Genomic DNA, 20,677 nt, shown 5'->3' with positions numbered 1-20,677 from the left:
GACCGTTTCCACGGCCGGGAGGCGATGTTTCACGTGAAACAGATGACCCGGGCCGACGGGCGGGGGTTGCCCGGGGCCCGGAAAATGGGTCGCGCCCGGCCGGTAACCTTGAGGTCAGTTGATTCCCGCCTGTCTCGCGAAGAATCTCGCGAAGAATTGGACGAACGATGCAGCATCGGTACAGGTCCCACACGTGCGGCGAGCTCCGCGCCTCCGACGTCGGCTCCGACGTCCGGCTGAGCGGCTGGCTGCACAACCGTCGCGACCTGGGCGGCATCCTCTTCATCGATCTGCGCGACCACTACGGTCTGGTCCAGCTCGTCGCCCGTCCCGGCACCCCGGCGAACGAGGCCCTGGCGAAGCTGACCAAGGAGACCGTCGTCCGTATCGACGGCAAGGTCTCCGCCCGTGGCGCGGACAACGTGAACCCCGAGCTCCCCACCGGTGAGATCGAGATCGAGGTGACCGAGGTCGAGGTGCTGGGCGCGGCCGCCCCGCTGCCCTTCACCATCAACGCCGAGGACGGTGTCAACGAGGAGCGGCGCCTGGAGTACCGCTTCCTCGACCTGCGCCGCGAGCGCATGCACCGCAACATCATGCTGCGCTCGTCCGTCATCGCCGCCATCCGCTCGAAGATGGTCGCGCTGGGCTTCAACGAGATGGCCACCCCGATCCTCACCGCGACCTCCCCCGAGGGCGCCCGTGACTTCGTGGTTCCGTCCCGCCTGAACCCGGGCAAGTTCTACGCGCTGCCGCAGGCCCCGCAGCAGTTCAAGCAGCTGCTGATGATCTCGGGCTTCGACCGCTACTTCCAGATCGCGCCCTGCTTCCGCGACGAGGACGCCCGCGCCGACCGTTCGCCGGGCGAGTTCTACCAGCTCGACGTCGAGATGAGCTTCGTCGAGCAGGAGGACGTCTTCCAGCCGATCGAGAAGCTGATGACCGAGCTCTTCACCGAGTTCGGCAACGGCCGCGAGGTCACCTCCCCCTTCCCGCGCATCCCGTTCCGCGAGTCGATGCTGAAGTACGGCAACGACAAGCCGGACCTGCGCGCCAAGCTGGAGCTCGTCGACGTCACGGACGTCTTCGCCGACTCCGGCTTCAAGGCCTTCGCCGGCAAGCACGTCCGCGCCCTCCCGGTGCCGGACACCGCCGGTCAGTCCCGCAAGTTCTTCGACGGCCTGGGCGACTACGCGGTCGAGCACGGCGCCAAGGGCCTGGCCTGGGTGCGCGTCGGCGAGGACGGCCAGCTGGCCGGTCCGATCGCCAAGTTCCTCACCGAGGAGGACGTCAAGGCGCTCACCGACCGCCTCTCCCTGGTCCCCGGCCACGCGATCTTCTTCGGCGCGGGCGAGTTCGACGAGGTCTCCAAGATCATGTCGGCGGTGCGCGTCGAGGCCGCCAAGCGCGCCGGGCACTTCGAGGAGAACGTCTTCCGGTTCTGCTGGATCGTCGACTTCCCGATGTACGAGAAGGACGAGGAGACCGGCAAGATCGACTTCTCGCACAACCCGTTCTCCATGCCCCAGGGCGGTCTGGCCGACCTGGAGGAGAAGGACCCGCTCGACATCCTGGCGTACCAGTACGACATCGTCTGCAACGGCATCGAGCTCTCCTCCGGCGCCATCCGGAACCACGAGCCCGACCTGATGCTCAAGGCCTTCGAGATCGCGGGTTACGAGGCCGAGACGGTCGAGCGGGAGTTCGCGGGCATGCTGCGCGCGTTCCGTCTCGGCGCCCCGCCGCACGGTGGCATCGCCCCGGGCGTCGACCGCATCGTGATGCTGCTGGCCGACGAGCCGAACATCCGCGAGACGATCGCCTTCCCGCTGAACGGCAACGCCCAGGACCTGATGATGGGCGCGCCCACGACGCTGGAGGAGACCCGACTGCGCGAGCTGAACATTCAGCTGCGGAAGCCGGTCGAGAAGTAGCGTCGGCGCGGGTACTCGTTACGGGTACGGGTACGGGTGCGGCGGGAAGGGCCCGGGATCTTAGGATCCCGGGCCCTTCCTGGTTTCTTCCGGCCGTTTTCCTGCCGCCCTACGGCAGTCGCCACATCTGTGCCTTGTTGCCCGGGGTGCAGGGCTCGACGGTCAGTTGGCGGCCCGCGCCGACGTCGGTGACGCAGCCGTCGCCCACGTAGTAGTTGATCTGGTACGCGCCGCCGGACGCGGGGGTGGTCTTCCAGGCGGTGATGTAGCCGGAGTAGCCGGTCGAGGCGGCGAGTACGGTGCCCGTCTTCTCGTCGTACGCGGGGGCCTGTTTGAGCCCGAGGGCGCTGCCGGCCAGGTTGCAGGCGTGGAACTCGTCGAACTGGTTGCCGCTGCGCACCCATCCGAACTGGGTGTTGCCGCCGGAGACGACGGTGCCGCCGGTGCCTGTGGTGGAGGTGCCGGCGAGGCCCATCTTTCGGCCGCTGCCGACGTTGGTGATGGCGCCCCAGGCGTCGCCGCCGCAGTTGGCGGGTTTGGCGGGGCCGGGGCCGGGGCCGGGGGGTGGGGGCTTGGGCTTGTCGCCGGTGTTGCCGGTGTCGCCGGAGTTGCCGTTGTTGCCTGTGCCGCCGTTTCCGGAACCGGCGCCGCCGGGGGGCGTCGTGCTGCCGCCGTTGGCCTGGCCTGCGCTGCCCGCCTGCTTTCCGCTGCCACCGGCGGTGGCGCCCGCGTTCGAACCGCCTGCGGTGTCCTTGGCGGGTCCGCCGGGGGCGGGAGGCGGGGAGGACGCGGGGTGGGTGGGGAGGGTGCCGGGGGTGGGCCCTCCTGGGGCGAGAGGTGCGCCGGGGGTCTTGGAGGCGGAGGGCGTGCCATTGGCGGAGGCGCCGCGGCCGTCGGCGGGGAGGAGGTTCAGCACGGTGACGGTGACTGCGCCCAGGACGAGGGGGGTGGCTATGAGGAGGGGGGTGCGGTGGCGCTTCCACCAGGGGGTGGGGGTGGTTACGGAGGTGGCGGTGGACGGGGTCGGGCCGGAGACGAGGAGGGGAGCGGGGGTGGGGTGCGGGAGCGGAGGCGGGGGCACCGGGGTGGATGCGGCTCCGCCGGGGGCCGCCCCATGCCCACCCGTCCCGCCCTCTGGGCGGCCCAGCTGCCCATGGGGCGGCGCGGCGGGGGTGGGGAGCGACTCGGGGGTGGCGGGGAGCGGACCGGCATAGGCGGCCAGCCCTCCGCCTGCTCCAGCTGGCCTCTCCGCCCCGACCGCGCCCGGTCCGTCCGCGCCTGCTCCGGCCTCGCCCGGTCCGTCCGCGCCTGCTCCGGCCTCGCCCGGTCCGTCCGCGCCCGCTTCGGCCGCACTTGCTCCGGCCGCGATGGCCGCTCCGGCCGCGCCCGCACTGCCCGCGTCTGCTCCGGCTGCGCCCGCGCCAACCGCGCCTGCGTTGCCGGCGTCGCCTGCTCCCGCGCTACCTGCTCCGGCTGCGTGCGCGCCGGCCGTGTTCTCGTCGTTCGGGGTGGCGGTTGCCGGGTGGGGGGTGGGGGGCTCGTTCGTGGGGGTTGGCTTGGTTGCTTCTCGGGCCGCCGCCGCCATCGCTGCCGCGGTCTCCCAGCGTTCCTCCGGGGTTTTTGACATGGCTCGGGACACGAAGGTGCGGACCGGGGGTGGGAAGGTGTCGGGGAGTTCCGGGGCGGGTTCGCGGATGTGTTTGAGGACGATCTCCAGGACGGTTTCGCCGTTGAACGGGACTTCCCCGGTGAGGAGTTCGTAGGCGACCACGCCCATGGAGTAGAGGTCGGACGCCGGGACGGTGGCGATTCCCTCGGCCTGTTCCGGTGCGATGTACAGGGCCGTGCCCAGCACCGCGTGCGACGCCGTCAGCCGGGATGCGGCCTTGCTGTGCGCGATGCCGAAGTCCGTCACCGTCACCCGGCCGTCCTCGCGCAGCATCAGGTTCGACGGCTTGAGGTCGCGGTGCACGATGCCCCGCCGGTGCGCGGCGTGCAGCGCGTCCAGGGCCTCGGCGACGATGCCCAGCGCCCGCCCGACCGGCATCGGCCCCTCGTCCTCGCGCACCTCGTCGAGCGGGTGCCCCTCGACCAGCGCCATCACGATGTACGCGATCCGCTCGCCGTCCTCGTCGGAGGCGGGCTCCTCGCCGTAGTCGTGGACGTCCACGATGCCCGGGTGGCTGAGCGACGCCAGCACCTTCGCCTCGCGCCGGAAACGGGCCGCGAACTGCGGGTCCTCCAGCAGCTTCGGCAGCAGGATCTTGACCGCGACGGCCCGTTCCAGCACCCCGTCCAGTGCCCGCCAGACCTCGCCCATGGCGCCGCCGCCGATGCGCTCGGCCAGCGTGTACCGCCCGCCGAGCACGGTCCCCCGCCCCCACATGCCCTGTGTCCCCCTCGATGCGTGCCGCGTTGCCGGTGGTCAGCCAGTGGCAGTCTGCCAGACGGTACGTGGCCCAAGTCACGCCGGGGGAAAGGGACTTGGCGGCAGTCGAGATGTCCGTACTTGCGGAGAAAGCGAGGAAGAGCAGAGAGGGCCGTCGGCCCCGCGCACGATGCGCAGGGCCGACGGCCCTCTCCCCGTAGCCGGCCGAAGCCTGCCCGCGTCAGTCCTTCTTCGGCTCCTCCAGGCGCGGGAACAGCACCGCACCCTTCGTCACCGTCGCGCCGGCCGGGAGCTGACCCCAGTTGCCGGCGTCCTGCACCTTCTGCGCGGCGAGCGCGCCCAGCCCGGCGGCCTCCGCGCCGAGCGAGTCCCACAGCTTCTGGGACGTCTCCGGCATCACCGCGTTCAGCAGTACGGCCATGGCGCGCAGCGACTCGGCCGAGGTGTAGAGGATGGTCGCGAGGCGGGCGCGGCCCTCCTCGCTGTCGTCCTTGGCCACCTTCCACGGCTCCTGCTCCGTGATGTAGCCGTTGACCTGCTTCACGAAGTCGAAGATCGCCAGGATGCCGCCCTGGAAGTCCTGCTCGTCGCCGATCAGCCGGTCGGCCTCGGCGACGGCCTTCGCGAGGCCCTCCTGCACGGCCTTCTCGGCGTCGCCCGAAGCGTCACCGGCGGGCAGCGTGCCGCCGAAGTACTTGCCGACCATGGCGGCCACGCGCGAGGCGAGGTTGCCGTAGTCGTTGGCCAGCTCGGAGGTGTAGCGGGCGGAGAAGTCCTCCCACGAGAACGAGCCGTCGCTGCCGAAGGTGATCGCGCGCAGGAAGTACCAGCGGTAGGCGTCCACGCCGAAGTGCGAGGTGAGGTCCTGCGGCTTGATGCCGGTCAGGTTCGACTTCGACATCTTCTCGCCGCCGACCATCAGCCAGCCGTTCGCGACGACCTTGCCGGGGAGCGGGAGGCCCTGCGCCATCAGCATCGCGGGCCAGATCACCGCGTGGAAGCGCAGGATGTCCTTGCCGACCAGGTGCACGTCGGCCGGGAAGACCGACTTGAACTTCTCCTCGTCGGAGCCGTAGCCGGCCGCCGTCGCGTAGTTCAGCAGGGCGTCGACCCACACGTAGATGACGTGCTTGTCGTCCCACGGCACCGGGACGCCCCAGTCGAAGGTGGACCGGGAGATCGACAGGTCCTGGAGGCCCTGCTTGACGAAGTTCACGACCTCGTTGCGCGCGGACTCCGGCTGGATGAAGCCCGGGTTGGCCTCGTAGAACTCAAGGAGCTTCGGGCCGTACTCGCTCAGCTTGAAGAAGTAGTTCTCCTCCTTGAGGATCTCGACCGGCTTCTTGTGGATGGGACACAGCTTGGTCCCGTCCTCCGCCTCGATCAGATCGCCCGGGAGCTTGTACTCCTCGCAGCCCACGCAGTACGGGCCCTCGTAGCCGCCCTTGTAGATCTCGTCCTTGTCGTACAGGTCCTGTACGAACTCCTGGACGCGGTCCGTGTGACGCTTCTCGGTCGTGCGGATGAAGTCGTCGTTCGCGATGTTGAGGTGCTCCCAGAGAGGCTTCCAGGCCTCTTCCACGAGCTTGTCGCACCACTCCTGGGGCGTGACCCCGTTCGCCTCGGCAGTGCGCATGATCTTCTGACCGTGCTCGTCCGTGCCGGTGAGGTACCACACCTTCTCGCCGCGCTGACGGTGCCAGCGCGTGAGCACGTCGCCTGCGACGGTCGTGTAGGCGTGGCCCAGGTGAGGAGCGTCGTTGACGTAGTAAATGGGGGTCGTGACGTAGTACGCCGCCGATCCCTGCTTCTCGATTTCTGTGGCCGCCATGCAGAAATCTTAAGTGGTACGGGGAGGCGCCCTCACCTGTGTATTGGTGAGGGCGCCCGGGGGGACTCGGAACGGGTGCGTCAGCCCTTGAGCCACTCCGCCGAACCGGCCAGCAGGCCCTTGTAGAGGGCGGCGTCGGTGAGGTCGGCGGGGGCGGGGCCCGCGTGGAAGAAGGCGGCGTTCGGGACGTCCAGCTTGCGCAGGTAGTCGAAGCCCTTGGCGTCGGTGTCGCCGAAGGCCACGAACTGCCAGAAGATCGGCAGCCCGGCGGCCTCGGCGAGCGCGGCGGTCGCGGCGCCCTTGGCCTCCGGGGCGCCGTCCGTCTGGAAGACGACGAGGGCGGGGCCCTCGTACTCGCCCTCCCCCTTGCTCTTCTCGTAGTGCTCGACGACCTCTTCGATCGCACGGTGGTAGCTGGTGCGCCCCATGTGCCCGAGCGAGGCGTGCAGCTCGTCGATCTTCCCCTCGGCGTCGTCGAGGGTGATCGTGCCGGTGCCGTCGATGTCGGTCGAGAAGAAGACGACCGGGACGACGCCGCTCTCGTCGAGGTGCGCGGAGAGCGCGAGCGCCTGCTCGCCGAGCTTCTGGGCGCTGCCGTCCTTGTAGTACGGCCGCATGGACCCGGACCGGTCGAGCACGAGGTACACCCGCGCCCGGACTCCTTCGGCCCCCGCCTTCTTGAGCGCGGCCCCGGCGGCCCGGTAGGCCCCGGAGACCTTGGCGCCACGAGCCTTGACCTGCGCGGCACTGAAGGCGGCGCCGGCGACGGGCTCGGCCTCGACGACCGGCTCGGCCACGGGCTCCGGCTCCGGGGTCGGCACGGTCTCGGCGACCGGCACGGTCTCGGCGACCGGCACGGTCTCGGCGGTGGGCTCTTCCTCGACGGCCACGACGACAGGCTCCGGCTCGGGCTCCACCGCGACGGGCTCGGGCTCGGGCGTGACCTCGGCCTCTGCTTCCGCAGCCACGGGCTCGGGTGTGACGACCGGCTCCGGTTCGGCGGCGGCAGCCACGGGCTCGGGCGTGACCTCGGCTTCCGCTTCCGCCACCACCGGCTCGGCGACCGGCTCTTCCTCCGCGGTGGCAGCCACCGGCTGGGGGGCGGGTGTGGCCTCCGGCCTCGTCTCCGCGTCGGCTGCCGTTTCTGGTTCAACCTGGTCCGGAATCAGGGCAGTTACCGGTTCCGGCTCGGGAGTCGGTTCCTTGTCCTTGGCGGTCGGCTGGGGTGGCACGCTCTGCTTCGGCTTGTCGAAGGCCTCTGCCACCAGGTCGGCCGCCAGGCCACTTTCCTGTCCGGCGCGCTCCGAACTCGGCTCAGTAGAAGGCGAGTTCGCCGAGCTCGGGGCATCGGCCGGCTCCGCGGCCCTCTGCGTGCGCTCGGTCTGGGACGGGACCGAAGGGGTGGACGACTCGTGGTTCTGGTCCGAGTGCTGCTCCGACCGGCCGCCAAACACCTTGCGCAGCAAGCTCCGAATGCCCATGTGCGAGGCCTTTCGAGTGAGAGTGAGTGGGGTGCGTTGTATGTCCATGACTGGCGGGATTGATCCCTGACCAGGGGTGACACGTAAGGTTAGCGGCCGCGTTCAACCGGCCGGAGCAGTGGCTTCCGTGGCCCCGGGCACCCACGTTTCTAGCCCTCCATAGGGCCGTACGGGTGGGGTTTGTCCGAAGAACTGCGAATCGGAGTGGCGGTCCGTGCCTTCGTGTGCGTCGTCCGCATCATAAGGAAAGTACGAAAACCGGACATCCCGGAAACCGTGCAGACCTGTTCCGCCTGCTTGCTCCGACCCGTTCAAGGAGTCATGTCATGAAGACGATGTGGACCGCTCTGATCGGCGCGATTGTCGCGCTCCTCGCGACCCTGGGCTTCGTCGCCCCGGCGTCCGCCGGCACCGCCCCCGCCGACACCACCACCGGCGGCCCGGCCGACGCGCCGCAGCAGTCGCCGGCCAAGACCCCGGCCGCGCCGTCCCTCCTGGAACGGCTGCTCACACCGGGCGGAGGCGCGACCGCCGACGCCCCGGCCTCCGCACGCTGGTCGGCGGACGGCCTGACGCGCTCGGTGCCGCCCACCATGAAGCAGCGCATCCGTGCCGAGGCGCACGGCGGCTCCCCGTCGGTCCGTCAGGTCCCGGCCCTCGACCGTACGAACGGTGCCCACGGCACGGACAGCGCGCTCGGTGCCGACACCCTCACCCGTGCCGACCTCGCCGCAGCGGCCTAGGCCCCGGACGCGGACGTACCCGCAGACTTACCCGCGGATGTATCCGCAGACGTACCCGCAGAGAACGTCCCGAGCTGGACCTCCAGTCCGTCCAGGACCCGCTGAAGTCCGTAGTCGAACTTCTCCCCCCGGACCTCCTCGGGAGTCTTCCCCCGGTAGTTGTCCTGCCCCTCCCGCAGTCGCGGAAGATCCTCCGTGGCCTGTGCCGAGGCGCCGAGCAGGTTCTCGATCCACTCCTGCTCGCTCATGCCACTGCGTACCACCAACGAAAGCTGCGCGGCCTCGCTGGTCGCGTACCCGATGACGTACGAGAAGACCGTGCTCAGGGCCATGTCGGCCTCGTCGCCGGAGAATCCGGCGGAGCCGATGACATCGGCCAGCCGCTCCGTCATACGCATCACGTTCGGCCCCAGGTGGACCAGACCCACCTGACCCAGCACAGACGCCATCCACGGGTGGCGAAGCGCCATCGCCCGCACGCTGTAGGCACTGCGGACAGTGGCTTCCCGCCAGCCCAACTCCCCGGTCACCGCCGGGACTTCGAGCTCTCCATAGATCTCGTCCACGACCAGCTCGATGAGCTCGTCCTTGTTGGCGACATGCCGGTAGAGGGATGTCGCGCCGGCGCCCAGACGGGTGCCGAGCTTCCGCATGCTCAAGGACTCGATGCCGTCGGCGTCCAGCAGGAGCACCGCCTCCGCGACGATCTGGTCCCGGCTCAGCTGTTCCCGCTGCTTGGGGCGCGGGCGCGTCCACACGGACGCGATCTCCGTTGACTTCGGCGTTGTCTTCTCTGCTGCCATGACCGGGCCGCCCTCTCGTATGCCTGCGCTGCCTGTGCCTGCGCCCCCACGTTAGCGCACGACGTTTGCGTCTTGCGTACACCGTGCGCCGTGCGTACAGTGTTCGCATCGAGAGCACGTCGTACGCCTCACTCGAACAGGGCGGCACACACCGGAGGTTGGTCATGGAGAAGCTGAAGTCGGCCGCACAGGACGCGGGGCAGGTGGCCCGCGATCCGCGGCGCTGGATCATCCTGATGGTGCTCTGCCTGGCCACGCTGGTGCTGGTCATCGACAACATGGCGCTCACCGTCGCCGTACCGGCCCTCTCCGAGGACCTCGGGGCGAGCCCGCAGGACATCCAGTGGGTGCTGGAGTCGTACATCCTGGTCTTCGCCGGGCTGCTGCTCACCTCCGGCAGCCTCTCCGACCGGTTCGGCCGGCGGCGGCTGATGATGATAGGTCTCGCGCTCTTCGGACTCGCCTCACTGGCAGGGGCGTTCGCGGCCGACCCGGTCCAACTCATCGCCGCCCGTACGGTGATGGGGATCGGCGGCGCGCTGATCATGCCGAGCACCCTCTCCATCCTGATGACCGTCTTCCAGGCGGACGAGCTGCGCAAGGCGATGGCGGTCTGGGGCTCGGTCTCGATGCTCGGTCTGATCGGCGGCCCGGTGCTCGGCGGTGCGCTGGTCACCCACTTCGGCTGGTCCTCGGTCTTCCTGATCAACATCCCCGTCGCGGTGCTCGCCATCGTCGCCGCGGTCGTCCTGATGCCGGAGTCCAAGGGCCCCTGGAAGAAGGCCGATCCGGTCGGTGCGGTGCTCTCCGTGGTCGGCATGGTGGCGCTGGTCTGGACGATCAACGAGCTTCCCAAGGGCGGCCTTTCGCACACCTCCACCCTCGTCTCGCTGGTCATCGCCGTCGTCGGGCTGACCGCGTTCGTCGTCTGGGAGCTGAGGACCGAATCGCCGATGGTTCCGCTGCGGCTCTTCAAGGACCGCAACTTCGCGGGCGGCAGCCTCTCGCTCACCCTGGTGCAGGTCGGCAACGGCGGTCTGCTGCTGGTCGTCACCCAGTACGTGCAGTTCGTGCTCGGCTACTCCCCGACCGAGGCCGGCTCCTCCTTCATCCCGATGGCGGTCGCCGCACTCGCCTTCAACGGCATCGGCGCCACCCTCGGCCAGAAGATCGGCAACCGGGCGATGGCCGCGATCGGGCTGCTCGTCCTGGCCGGCGGCTTCCTGCTCCTCGGTTCGCTCAACCCGGGTGACTCCTTCGCCGTGCTGGCCACCGGCATGGTCGCCGTCGGTGCCGGTGCGGGTCTGGCCATGCCGGCCGCGATCACCGCGCTGATGGGCGCCATCCCCCAGGAGCACGCCGGTGTCGGCTCCGCACTCAACGACACCATCCAGCAGGCCGGTGCGGCGCTCGGTGTCGCGGCCCTCGGCTCGATCCTGACCACCGGTTACGCGGCTTCGATGCCCGACTCCGCCCCCGAGGCGGCCCGCCACTCGATCAGCGAGGCGCTGGCGCTGGCGGCGCGGACCGGGGACGGCGCACTGGCCCGGACGGCCAGGGAGGCCTTCACCTCGGGCATGGGCACGACGTTCCTGATCAGCACGGCCGGTGTGGTCGCGGCGGCGGTACTGGCCTTCGTGATGATGCGGGACGGCAAGAAGGGCGCGGCAGAGCAACAGGAGACGCAGGACGCGCAGGCCGCAGGGAAGGAGACGGGCCAGGAGTTGGCGGGCGCGGGCCGCTGAGCCCCGTACGACCAGCTGCTCTCGTCACGAAACCCCTCGGCCCGGGACCGCACCACGGTCCCGGGCCGAGGGGTTTTCCACCCCCGTCGCACACCCGTCGCACGCCCGCCGCGCGCCCAGGTCTTCCAGTCGGCTGGACTTCACCCGTCGTTCATCCGCAGTGCCCCGGCCGCACCTCGTCGGGCACCTACTGTCACCGCCGAAAGCCAAACTCATCGGAGGGGACCGACCGTGCGCAACCTGCTGCCGCTGCTCAACCCGTCGTCGCACGGGGGCGCGCGCTCCGCGCTGACGTGCCGCTACCGCTGTGGAGACGCCTGCTTCCAGGAAGTCCCGAACACCAGCGACAACGAATACGTCGGAGATGTCATCGCGGGGGCGCTGTCCCGCCGTTCGATGATGCGGGCGGCGGCCGTCGTGACGGTCGCGACCGCCGCCGGTACGGCGCTGGTGACGGCCCAGGCACCCCAGGCGGTCGCCGCCCCCGGCCCGCAGGACACCCCGCAGGGCAAGGGCAACGGGCACGGCGGCCACGGCGGAAACGGCAGCAAGGACAAGGCTGCCCGTGGCCTGCGCTTCACCCCGGTCGCCCCCAACACCGACGACAAGGTCACCGTCCCGGACGGCTACACCCAGAACATCGTGATCCGCTGGGGCGACCCGATCCTGCGCGGCGCCCCCGCATTCGACCCGGAGAACCAGACGGCGAAGGCGCAGGCCGGACAGTTCGGCTACAACAACGACTTCCTCTCGCTGCTCCCGCTCCGCGGTGAGCGCGGCCGTCAGGTGATGGTCGCCAACCACGAGTACACCGACGAGAACCTGATGTTCCGCGGGTACGACGCCAAGAACCCGACCCGCGAGCAGTTCGACATCGCCCTCGCCGCGCACGGGCTGAGCGTCGTGGTCGTCGAGGAGACGCGCCGCGGCAACGGCCTCACCGCCGTCCCCCGCCACCACCTCAACCGCCGCCTGCACGGCACCACCCGCTTCCGCCTCACCGGCCCCGCCGCCGGAAGCAAGCTTCTGCGCACCTCCGTCGACCCGACCGGCACCAAGGTCCTCGGCACCTTCAACAACTGCGCGGGCGGCACCACCCCGTGGGGCACCACGCTGCACGGCGAGGAGAACTTCAACCAGTACTTCGCCAACGGTTCCAGCCCCACCGACAAGCGCTACGGCATCGGCTCCGGCGCCACCGAGCGCCTGTGGGAACGCTTCGACAAGCGCTTCGACGTCAAGCAGGAGCCCAACGAGTCCCACCGCCACGGCTGGGTCGTCGAGCTGGACCCGTACGACCCGGACTCGACCCCCCGCAAGCGCACCGCGCTCGGCCGCTTCAAGCACGAGGCCGCCCAGCCGCGCCTGACCGACGACGGCCGCCCGGTCGTCTACATGGGTGACGACGAGCGCTTCGACTACTTCTACAAGTTCGTCTCGTCGAAGCGGATGAAGCGCGGCAACTCGCGCGCGGCCCGCGAGCACAACCTCACCCTCCTCGACGAGGGCACGCTGTACGTCGCCAAGCTCACCGGCGACTCCCCGACGACGGAGATCGACGGCACCGGCAAGCTCCCGAACGACGGCGAGTTCGACGGCAGCGGCACCTGGATCCCGCTGGCCACCGGCAACACGTCGCACGTCCCCGGCATGACTGCCGAGGAGGTGTACGTGTTCACCCGCCTCGCCGGTGACAAGGTCGGTGCGACGAAGATGGACCGCCCGGAGGACGTCGAGCCCTCGCCGCGCACCGGCCGCGTGTACGTCGCCCTCACCAACAACACCGACCGTGGCAAGGCGGGCAAGCCCGGCGCCGACGAGGCCAACCCCCGTAACGCCAACAAGCACGGCCAGATCCTCGAACTCGCCGAGCACCGCAACGACCCGTCGGCCACCCGCTTCGCCTGGGGCCTCTTCCTCGTCGCGGGCGACCCGAACGACCCCGCCACCTACTTCGCGGGCTTCCCCAAGGACCGGGTCTCCCCGATCTCCTGCCCCGACAACGTCGCCTTCGACCCGCACGGCAACCTGTGGATCTCCACCGACGGCAACAAGCTGGGCTCCCACGACGGCCTGTTCGGCGTCGCGGTCTCCGGCTCCCGACGGGGCGAACTCAAGCAGTTCCTCACCGTTCCCGTCGGCGCGGAGACCTGCGGCCCGCTGATCCAGTCCGAGCGCGTACTGGTCGCCGTCCAGCACCCGGGCGAGACCGACGGCGCCTCCGTCGAGAAGCCCTCCTCCGCCTGGCCGGACGGCCCCGGCAGGTACGTCCGCCCGGCGGTCGTCTCGGTCTGGCGCAAGGACGGCCGCGACATCGGCGTGTAGTTGCCCTTGCGGGCTGCCCGTACCTCGATCAGCATGAACGAGGTACGGGCACAGCCCTTTTCGGCGCCCGCCCGCACCCGCCCGGAGAGACCTGGAGACAACCGGAGAGACCCGGAGACCCGGAGGGGCCGTATGGCCACTGACCCCGAGGACCCCCGCCCCCGTCTCCCCCTCCCCCTGCGCGTCCTCACCGTCTTCGCGATGGCGCTGGCCCTGTGGTGGTTTGTCTTCTACGGAGCGCCGATCGGGCGCACGTACAGCCGTCCCACCCACGCCCTGCGCGCCGTACTGACCACCGTGCTGGTGGTGCCCGCGGTCCTGGCGGCATGGCGGTTGCTGGATCGCCGCCCCTGGCCCGAACTCGGCCTGCCACGCACCGCGCGCCAAGCCGCACTCAACACCCTTCTGGGAATGGCCTGTTGGGCCGCACCCGCCGCCCTCGGCTTCACGCTCTGCCTCGCCTTCGGCTGGGTCCGGATCACCCCGACCGCTTCCGTGCCGGGCATCCTGCTGCACGCCGCGCTGCTGGTCGTGCTGGTCTTCCTGTACGAGGCGCTGCCCGAGGAACTGGTCTTCCGCGGCTACCTCCAGTCCAACCTGGCCGGCGTCCAGGGGATCCGGTTCTGGCAGGTCAACACGGCGCAGGCAGCGCTGTTCGTGCTCTTCGGCTTCGTCCTCGGCGCGGCCACCACCCCGGACCGGCTCCTCATTTTCTTCGTCTTCGCGCTGGTACTCGGCTTCTTCCGCTCGGTCACCGGCGACATCGCGGCCGGTATCGGATTCCACGTCGCCTACCAGACCGTCGCCCAGCTGTTCGTCGGCGACGGCGCGTCCTTCGAGGTGTCCGATCAGACGCTGTTCGGCGTACTGGCGCTGGGCGGGCTGCCGTTCGCACTGGGCGGGCCGGCGATGAGTTTCGCCCTCCGGCGCAGTCTGACCCGGTGAACCCAGGAACAAGAAGCGGAGGCACGGGATGAGCAAGTCAGCTCGCATCACACAGGTGGCCACGGTCGGGATCACCGTCACCGATCAGCAGAAGGCGCTGGAGTTCTACGTCGAGGAGCTCGGTTTCGAGGTCCGCAGGGACGCGCCGTTCGGCAACGGGCGCTGGATCGAGGTGGCGCCGCCCGGGGCGACGACGACGATCGCCCTCGTTCCCGAGGGGGTACCGGCCGGCATCCGCCTGACGACCCGGGACGCCGACGCCGACCACGCCGATCTGCGCGCCCGGGGCGTCGACACGGATGCGGAGGTGCTGCGGATGGGGCCGGGGGTGCCGCCGATGTTCGGCGTACGGGACCCGGACGGCAACGGCCTCATCCTCATCGAAGGCCCTTGAGCGGGACGCCGAGCGGGGCGCGGAAATACGCCCCCGCAGGGCTAGAAACGATCGCTTCTGCTGTGGGTCCATGGACCCCGGGTACTCAGGCAGGCGTGCTCAGGGCGGTGGTTTCGGATGGGCTGGACCGACTGGTGGGAAGTCCCGGGACGGGTGAGCGGCTACCCCGCCGCGTGCGGCCGGCAGTACGGGCGGGTCGAACTCTTCTCGGTGGGCGACAACTTCGCCGTCGTCCGCAAGGCCGACCCGTGGTCCGCCGCCGGCTGGGAGGCGCTGGGCCCGCCCGCCACGCTCGGGATCCCCCCGGCGGTGGTCTCGCTGCGCCAGGAGAACATCGAGGTCTTCCTCAACTCCGGCCACCGCAACACCTACAACTCGCTCAAGGCCACCCCGTGGACCGGCTTCCAGCGCTTCGACTGCCAGTCGCAGTGGCCGATCGCCGTCTGCTCCTGGGGCCCGAACCGGATCGACCTCTTCAAGGTGGGCACCGGCAGCGGGCTCTCGATGGGCCACAAGTGGTACGAGAACGGGGTGTGGTCGAACGGCTGGGAGAACCTGGGCGGTGAGTTCCAGGGCGGTCTGGCCGCAGCGAGCTGGGGTCCTGGCCGCATCGACGTCTTCGGCGTCGGTTTCGGCAACCGCGCGATCTGGCACAAGTGGTTCGACGCGGGCAGGGGCTGGTACCCCGGCTGGGAGAACATGCAGGGCATCACCAACGACGCTCCCTCGGTGGCCAGTTGGGGCTGGGGCCGCCTCGACCTCTTCCACACCGGCCTGGACCGCGGGGTCCACCACAAGTGGTTCGCGGGCGGCTGGTCCGGCTGGGAGCCGATGGGAGGCGTCGCCTACAACGGTACGGCGGTGGCCTCCCCGGGACCGGGCAAGCTGGCGCTGTTCCACCGGGGCAGCGGGGGGACGGCCCTCTGGGCGCGGAGGTTCGGCTTCTGAGACGGGACCTGCCGCATGCGAGGCCCGCACGTGAGCCCCGCACGTGAGCCCCGCACGTGAGGCGTCAGGCCGGGCAGCTGCCCGGCTTGGGGACCACGCCGTCGACCAGGACCCGTACCAGCACCGTCTGGACGCAGGAGTTGCCCTGCGTGGTGACGCCGTGGAGGTCGCCGCCGACCTTCAGGACGGGGGCGTTCAGCCGGGCGGCGACCTTCTCGGCGCCCGCGAGCGGGGTGCGCGGGTCCTTCTCGGTGTTGACGATCAGAGGGCGGGGCCCGGTCGGGGCCTTGATGGCGCCGAGCGGTGAACCGGTGCCGGGCCAGGCCGCGCACGGGGCGAAGTCGGCGGCGACGGAGGGGCCCGCCGCCTCGTTGCCGGCGGCCTTCGCGGCGGCGGCGACCTCGTCGAGAAGCAGCTCGGTCCCCTGCGGCCAGCGGAAGTCCGTGCACTTGTTGGCCAGGTCGAAGGCGAGGCTGGGGGGCGACGGCTTGAGTACGGCGGCGAGGTCCGCGGGCGGCTTGCGCTCGGCGATCTTCCTCAGGTCGGCGTCGGAACCGGCCCCGCCGTCCAGGGCCTTGTCGACGGCGCGGGCGAACTCCGGCCACACCGCCGGGTCGTAGGCCACCGCGTTGACCGACTTGACCAGGCCGGGCGACTTGGCGAACACCGCGTCGACCGCCACCTGCGGGTTCTCGGCGAGCGCGCACTCGGCCGGCCCCGCCCCCCTGCACCAGGGCAGAAACCCGCTCAGCGCGGCCCGGACCTGCTCGGCCTGCCGCACCTTGGCGCTCTTGTCGCGGGCGCTGCTCGCGTCCTCCAGGTCGATCACGCTGCTCACGGCCTCGACCGGACCCGTACGGTCCGGATCGGCGACCCCGTCGAACACGGCGGCCCGGACCCGGTCGGGGTGGGCGGCCAGGTACTGCTGGCCGAGCAGGGTGCCGTACGAGATGCCCAGCAGGCTGATCCTGTCCTCGTCCAGCGCCTTGCGGATCGCCTCGACGTCGGCCGCGACCGACTTGGTGCCGAGGTGGCCGGTGAGCGGCCCGTACTTCTTCTCGCAGGCGCCCGCGTACTTCTTCACCTCGGCGGTGACGGCCGCGAGGTCCACGGACCTGGGTACGAGGGAGTCGCCCTCGCGGAGCTTCTCGACGGCCTCGCCCGGCTCGCCGCAGTCGACGTCCGGGGTGGAGGCGTGCGAACCGCGCCGGTCGTACCCGACGATGTCGAACAGGGCGCGGAACTGCGGCGGGAGCAGGTTCGCCACGGTGTACCTGCCCTGGAGGCCGGGCCCGCCCGGATCGACGACGAGCACGCCGATCCGCCGCTTGCGGTCGGTGGCGGGGATGCGGGACACGGCGAGGGCGGTGGTCCCGGCATCGGGCTTCGCGGCGTCGGCGGGCACCTTGAGGGTGGCGCACTCGCGGGTGGGCTGGCCGGTGAGCGGGCAGTCCTCCCAGTCGGCCTGGGGGGCCTCGACGGGGGGCGGCGGCGGGGCGGAGACGGGTCCGTCGCTCTTCCTGCCGCTGCCGCTGTCGCTGCCGCCGCCGTCACCGTTGTCGCCGCCGCACGCGGTGAGGGAGACGGCGAGGGCGAGAGTGGCGGCCAGGGCGGCAGCACGCCGTCCTGCCGTGCGCGCGTGCCTCTGTGCTGCCACTGTGCCGGACCCCTTCCCCGCTGCCGTACATATCCTGACACTGTACGTATCCCGGCCAGCTTGGGCGGGGTGGGCGGGGAGCGCACCCGGGGAGGGGCCGGACGGGGGCCTGTGCGGGGAAAGGGGCTGGGAAGGGGTTGGGAAGGGGTTGGGAAGGGGCTGGGAAGGGGCGTTCCTCAGCCGAGGTAACCCTCGACCTCGCCCGCGGGCCGGACCGCCGCCTCGTCCGGGTTCTCTCCGTACTCGGTCCTGGCCCGCCGCTGGCGCAACAGGTCCCAGCACTGGTCCAGCTGAACCTCAAGGTCCTTCAGCCGCGCCTTGTCCTCGCCGCTGAGCCCGGGCACGCCGGTGGCGCGACCGCGCAACTCGTGCTCCTCCGCGACCAGTCCGTCGATGTGGCCGATGATCTCGGGGGTGTCCATGGGGTGGATGTCCTCTCGGTCGCGCCCGGGGTGTCCTCTCCAGGGTGGGCGACGGCCGGTGGGGGCGCATCCGGACGGGTCGGTCGGTCGGTCGGGCGGGCGGGCGCCGGGGTCACCGGGCGTGCAGCTCCAGATCGGCGAGGACCGCCCGGTGGTCCGTTCCCGCGAGGTCCAGGAACCGCACTGCCCGCACCCCGAACTCCCTGCTGACCAGCACGTGGTCGATCTGCGTCCCCAGGACGGGTGCGGTCTTCGCGGGCCAGGTCGGCGTACGGGCGGCCCCGGCCAGCGCGGCGCTGTCCCGCAGGCCGGCGCCCGCGTCGAGGATCTGCCGGAACGCGGCGTGGTCCTGCGAGGCGTTGAAGTCGCCCGCGACGAGGGTGGGGCCGTCGGCCCCGGCGGCGTACGCCCGGATCGCCGCCAGTTCGGAACGCCACTTCCTCACCCGGCTCGGCACCGGCGGCAGCGGGTGCGCGAGCTGCACCCGTACCTCCTGGCCGCGTACGACGGCCACCGCGCCGGGCATGGCGAGCGTGGAGGCGATGCCGTCGGCCGGCCGCAGCGGATACCTGCTGAGGATCGCGGAACCCTCCGCGCCGTGCGCCTCGACGACCTTGCGGAAGGGGTACTCGGCGGCGAGGGAGCGCGCGCAGCCGGGGTCGCACTCCGGAACGAACACCAGATCCGGCTTCTCGCGCCGTACGGCGGCGATGAGATCGGGCGTCCCCCGCCCGAACTCGACATTCGCGGCCAGCACGCGGAGCGGGGCGAGGACGGGGCCGGTGGGTGTCGCCGCCCCGTCACCCTCGTACGCCTGGAGGAACCACGCGTTCACGGCGGTGAGCACGAGGGCGAGGGCGATGAGGAGCGGCTTCCTGGCGAGGACGGCGAGGAGGAGGGCGCAGGCCGATGGGACGAGCAACCAGGGGAGGAACGCGAGGAGTTGGGGGATGGGGGTAATGGCATCGATGCCGAGGGCACGGCAGGCGAGGACGATGCCGATACCGCCGAGGAGCACCCCGGCCCCCCACCCGGCAACCCGCCGAGAGGCCCCTAGCCCCACCCCGACGAAGCCGACTCGCGTCTCCAACTTCTCCCCCCACCAACTCCCCGAACGAGCCGGGCACGCTGCCCACTCCCGGCCATCTTCCCCCGATCCCCCTCGAAGGGAAGCGGCGTCGCGCCTGCGGCGGGCGATGCCACTCTCCACTCTGCTGGATTTGCGCCTGCCGCCGCGCGGCGCTGCGAGCCCGAGCGTGTCGCGCCTGCGGCGGGCGATGCCCCTCCCCGCCCCTTCCCTAAACCGCTGGCCGCGGGGCCGAGGGTTTTTTACCTGCGGGTCGAGTGTGGTTGCTCGCGCAGTTCCCCGCGCCCCCAGGCATCCAGGGGCGCGGGGAACTGCGCGACCAGCCACGCACACACCTGCACATGACCACCGGCGGTGGCCGGGCTCGCCACCTGCCCAGCCCCGGGGGCCGGCAGCCCACCCACCCCCGCCCGGCCGTACGGGCCGAGGTCTGGGGCGGAGCCCCAGTTCGGGAAGGGGCGGGGAGGGGAATGGCCCCGCGCAGCGAAGCCCCGGCCCCCGCCTCAGTGCCGCACCGCCCTCCCCACCTCCGCCTTCACATCCCCCGCCAGCTTCCGATTGCTCGTCGCCACCGCCGTACCCTCCTTGCCCGCCGCCACGTCCTTGACGGTCACGGCGACCGTGTCGAGCAGATTCCCCCCACCGTCCCGGAAGTTCACCTGCACCACGTAACTCTGCGTCTTGTCCTGCTTGTTGGAGGCCGTCACCTCCGCCGCACTCCGGTCCTCGTCCGTCTTGACCTCGCCGACCTTGACCTCGCCCTTGGCGTCCATGCCGTTCTTGACCTCGTCGATCTTCGCCGCCGCTGACGCGGAGGCGGAGGCATACGCCTCCTTCGCCTTCTCGGCCGCCTCCCCGGCCTTCGCGGTGGCACTGGCGGCGACGTCACCCGCCTTCTGGGTGGCGTTCGAGACGACGTCGGAGGGCGACTTGTCCCCGTCGCCGCACGCGGAGACGGAGAAGGCGAGGAGCGAGGCGAGAACGGCGGCGCCGGCGGCGCGGGTGATCTTCATGCCGACCACCCTGCGTCCGCCCGGCCCCGCCCGCGACGCAGGTGGTCCGAACGAGTGCCCAGCCACGCCCCGCCCCACGCGAGCAGCGCCACCACCGCCCCCGCCACCCCCATCACCCAGGCCGTCGTCCGCAGCGCCCCGGTCAGCTCGGAGTACACCGCCTCGGCCGCCTGGCGGTCGACGTCCTCGGGGAGGTGCGACAGCGCGAGGTTGTGCGCGATCGCCAGCAGCAGGGCCAGGAGCAGTGCCCCGGCGAGGGCGGCCAGGCCCGTCAGGGCGACGGTGCGCAGGCGGCGGCCCCGTACCGCCAGTGCGATCGCCGCGGCCGCGAGTGCCGCCACCACCCAGGGCAGCCAGCGTGCCGCCGGTACGAGCCAGTCGTAGGCGGTGCGCCAGGAGTCCAGGCTGTCGGTCGTGACGAGCGTGATGTCCGTGTGGACGACCGGGATCTGCGAGGCCAGCGGCACCTGGTCCGCCGTGAGCTTCGCCTTGAGTTCCTCGGTGACCGGTGCCAGGTCGAGGGTGAGGGCGTCACCGCTGCCCTTGGGGGCGGTGAGCGCGGTGCGGAGGGCGTCGTGGGTGGCGCGGCTGACCGCGTTCCACGCCTTCTGGTACGCGTCCGTACCGGTGAAGGACCGGACCGCATCCCCGAGCAGCCGCCCGGCCCCGCCCTGGAGCGGTCCCAGGTCGACCTTGGTCATGATCTCGGTGGTCAGGCGGGTGGCGACGGCCTGTTGTACGTCGGTGTTGTCGGCGAGCGGAGCCATCGTCGCCACGTACCGGTCGGTGTCGTCGATCTCGTTGTCCGCCCATACGGCGACGGCTGTCAGCGGCACGAGGAGGGCCGCCAGGGCGAGGAGGAGTACGGGCAGGAAGCGGCGCATGGTCCCAGCCAAGTCGTGCGGAGGGGCGGGCGCGACCGGGGCGCGGCCGGAACGGTGAGGCCGGCCCGGCCGCGAC

The 20,677-nt window shown here is 71.1% G+C and carries 16 protein-coding genes; 7 read left to right on the top strand and 9 right to left on the bottom strand.

The features are described 5' to 3' along the window. The first annotated feature begins 167 nt into the window (after nucleotides 1-167). The gene (aspS, locus tag ACZ5PB_RS10415) at nucleotides 168-1,934 is read left to right on the top strand and encodes an aspartate--tRNA ligase (RefSeq protein ID WP_468689641.1); all 1,767 of its coding nucleotides are present in this window, start codon (nucleotides 168-170) and stop codon (nucleotides 1,932-1,934) included. Nucleotides 1,935-2,043: 109 nt separating this feature from the next. Here aspS and ACZ5PB_RS10410 read toward each other — a convergent pair whose 3' ends face one another. From ACZ5PB_RS10410 to ACZ5PB_RS10400, 3 genes are all read right to left on the bottom strand, one after another. Next, nucleotides 2,044-4,320: a serine/threonine-protein kinase gene (locus ACZ5PB_RS10410; RefSeq protein ID WP_468689639.1), complete on the bottom strand. Its 2,277-nt coding sequence runs from the start codon at nucleotides 4,318-4,320 to the stop codon at nucleotides 2,044-2,046. Nucleotides 4,321-4,543: 223 nt separating this feature from the next. Next, the gene (metG, locus tag ACZ5PB_RS10405) at nucleotides 4,544-6,154 is read right to left on the bottom strand and encodes a methionine--tRNA ligase (protein WP_468689637.1); all 1,611 of its coding nucleotides are present in this window, start codon (nucleotides 6,152-6,154) and stop codon (nucleotides 4,544-4,546) included. Nucleotides 6,155-6,234: 80 nt separating this feature from the next. Then, the gene (locus tag ACZ5PB_RS10400) at nucleotides 6,235-7,419 is read right to left on the bottom strand and encodes a VWA domain-containing protein (RefSeq protein ID WP_468689635.1); all 1,185 of its coding nucleotides are present in this window, start codon (nucleotides 7,417-7,419) and stop codon (nucleotides 6,235-6,237) included. A gap of 542 nt (nucleotides 7,420-7,961) precedes the next feature. On the opposite strand from ACZ5PB_RS10400, the gene ACZ5PB_RS10395 reads away from it, so the two are divergent. Next, nucleotides 7,962-8,378, top strand: a complete 417-nt coding sequence (locus ACZ5PB_RS10395) for a DUF6344 domain-containing protein (RefSeq protein ID WP_468689633.1) — start codon at nucleotides 7,962-7,964, stop codon at nucleotides 8,376-8,378. Here the strand turns inward: ACZ5PB_RS10395 and ACZ5PB_RS10390 are convergent. Beyond that, nucleotides 8,375-9,181 (bottom strand): TetR/AcrR family transcriptional regulator, encoded by an 807-nt coding sequence (locus tag ACZ5PB_RS10390; RefSeq protein ID WP_468689632.1) that lies wholly within the window; start codon nucleotides 9,179-9,181, stop codon nucleotides 8,375-8,377. The genes ACZ5PB_RS10395 and ACZ5PB_RS10390 overlap by 4 nt on opposite strands. Nucleotides 9,182-9,345: 164 nt before the next feature. On the opposite strand from ACZ5PB_RS10390, the gene ACZ5PB_RS10385 reads away from it, so the two are divergent. The 5 genes from ACZ5PB_RS10385 (at nucleotide 9,346) to ACZ5PB_RS10365 (ending at nucleotide 15,538) form a co-directional block, all read left to right on the top strand. After that, nucleotides 9,346-10,926 (top strand): MFS transporter, encoded by a 1,581-nt coding sequence (locus tag ACZ5PB_RS10385; RefSeq protein WP_468689630.1) that lies wholly within the window; start codon nucleotides 9,346-9,348, stop codon nucleotides 10,924-10,926. Nucleotides 10,927-11,157: 231 nt separating this feature from the next. Next, nucleotides 11,158-13,251 (top strand): PhoX family protein, encoded by a 2,094-nt coding sequence (locus ACZ5PB_RS10380; RefSeq protein ID WP_468689628.1) that lies wholly within the window; start codon nucleotides 11,158-11,160, stop codon nucleotides 13,249-13,251. Nucleotides 13,252-13,383: 132 nt separating this feature from the next. Next, on the top strand, nucleotides 13,384-14,196 hold the full coding sequence (locus ACZ5PB_RS10375) for a CPBP family glutamic-type intramembrane protease (RefSeq protein ID WP_468689626.1): 813 nt from the start codon (nucleotides 13,384-13,386) through the stop codon (nucleotides 14,194-14,196). Nucleotides 14,197-14,224: 28 nt separating this feature from the next. Then, nucleotides 14,225-14,590, top strand: a complete 366-nt coding sequence (locus tag ACZ5PB_RS10370; RefSeq protein ID WP_468689624.1) for a VOC family protein — start codon at nucleotides 14,225-14,227, stop codon at nucleotides 14,588-14,590. Between the two features lie 117 nt (nucleotides 14,591-14,707). Then, nucleotides 14,708-15,538, top strand: coding sequence for a DUF8189 domain-containing protein (locus tag ACZ5PB_RS10365; RefSeq protein ID WP_468689622.1), 831 nt, complete (start codon nucleotides 14,708-14,710; stop codon nucleotides 15,536-15,538). A 64-nt stretch (nucleotides 15,539-15,602) separates the two neighbouring features. Here the strand turns inward: ACZ5PB_RS10365 and ACZ5PB_RS10360 are convergent, their stop codons facing one another. The 5 genes from ACZ5PB_RS10360 to ACZ5PB_RS10340 form a co-directional block, all read right to left on the bottom strand. Next, nucleotides 15,603-17,195 (bottom strand): alpha/beta fold hydrolase, encoded by a 1,593-nt coding sequence (locus tag ACZ5PB_RS10360; RefSeq protein WP_468689621.1) that lies wholly within the window; start codon nucleotides 17,193-17,195, stop codon nucleotides 15,603-15,605. Nucleotides 17,196-17,371: 176 nt separating this feature from the next. Next, the gene (locus ACZ5PB_RS10355; RefSeq protein WP_468689618.1) at nucleotides 17,372-17,617 is read right to left on the bottom strand and encodes a DUF2630 family protein; all 246 of its coding nucleotides are present in this window, start codon (nucleotides 17,615-17,617) and stop codon (nucleotides 17,372-17,374) included. A 112-nt stretch (nucleotides 17,618-17,729) separates the two neighbouring features. After that, nucleotides 17,730-18,635, bottom strand: a complete 906-nt coding sequence (locus ACZ5PB_RS10350; RefSeq protein ID WP_468689616.1) for an endonuclease/exonuclease/phosphatase family protein — start codon at nucleotides 18,633-18,635, stop codon at nucleotides 17,730-17,732. 572 nt (nucleotides 18,636-19,207) lie between these two features. Next, nucleotides 19,208-19,717 carry a hypothetical protein gene (locus ACZ5PB_RS10345; RefSeq protein ID WP_468689614.1) on the bottom strand — a complete coding sequence of 170 codons (510 nt, stop codon included), beginning with the start codon at nucleotides 19,715-19,717 and terminating at the stop codon, nucleotides 19,208-19,210. Beyond that, nucleotides 19,714-20,601, bottom strand: coding sequence for a hypothetical protein (locus tag ACZ5PB_RS10340; protein ID WP_468689613.1), 888 nt, complete (start codon nucleotides 20,599-20,601; stop codon nucleotides 19,714-19,716). Before ACZ5PB_RS10340 ends, ACZ5PB_RS10345 begins: the two co-directional genes overlap by 4 nt. Between the last annotated feature and the right edge of the window lie 76 nt (nucleotides 20,602-20,677).

Source organism: Streptomyces sp. NPDC032721, assembly GCF_055579625.1.
The sequence above is the reverse complement of the archived record's forward strand: the minus strand, read 5'-3'. Positions and strand labels throughout refer to the sequence as shown.

Coding starts and splice junctions, on each gene's coding strand:
- aspS (WP_468689641.1), top strand. CDS start 168: ATGCAGCATCGGTACAGGTCCCACACGTGCGGCGAGCTCCGCGCCTCC.
- ACZ5PB_RS10410 (WP_468689639.1), bottom strand. CDS start 4,320: ATGTGGGGGCGGGGGACCGTGCTCGGCGGGCGGTACACGCTGGCCGAG.
- metG (WP_468689637.1), bottom strand. CDS start 6,154: ATGGCGGCCACAGAAATCGAGAAGCAGGGATCGGCGGCGTACTACGTC.
- ACZ5PB_RS10395 (WP_468689633.1), top strand. CDS start 7,962: ATGAAGACGATGTGGACCGCTCTGATCGGCGCGATTGTCGCGCTCCTC.
- ACZ5PB_RS10390 (WP_468689632.1), bottom strand. CDS start 9,181: ATGGCAGCAGAGAAGACAACGCCGAAGTCAACGGAGATCGCGTCCGTG.
- ACZ5PB_RS10385 (WP_468689630.1), top strand. CDS start 9,346: ATGGAGAAGCTGAAGTCGGCCGCACAGGACGCGGGGCAGGTGGCCCGC.
- ACZ5PB_RS10375 (WP_468689626.1), top strand. CDS start 13,384: ATGGCCACTGACCCCGAGGACCCCCGCCCCCGTCTCCCCCTCCCCCTG.
- ACZ5PB_RS10370 (WP_468689624.1), top strand. CDS start 14,225: ATGAGCAAGTCAGCTCGCATCACACAGGTGGCCACGGTCGGGATCACC.
- ACZ5PB_RS10365 (WP_468689622.1), top strand. CDS start 14,708: ATGGGCTGGACCGACTGGTGGGAAGTCCCGGGACGGGTGAGCGGCTAC.
- ACZ5PB_RS10355 (WP_468689618.1), bottom strand. CDS start 17,617: ATGGACACCCCCGAGATCATCGGCCACATCGACGGACTGGTCGCGGAG.
- ACZ5PB_RS10345 (WP_468689614.1), bottom strand. CDS start 19,717: ATGAAGATCACCCGCGCCGCCGGCGCCGCCGTTCTCGCCTCGCTCCTC.
- ACZ5PB_RS10340 (WP_468689613.1), bottom strand. CDS start 20,601: ATGCGCCGCTTCCTGCCCGTACTCCTCCTCGCCCTGGCGGCCCTCCTC.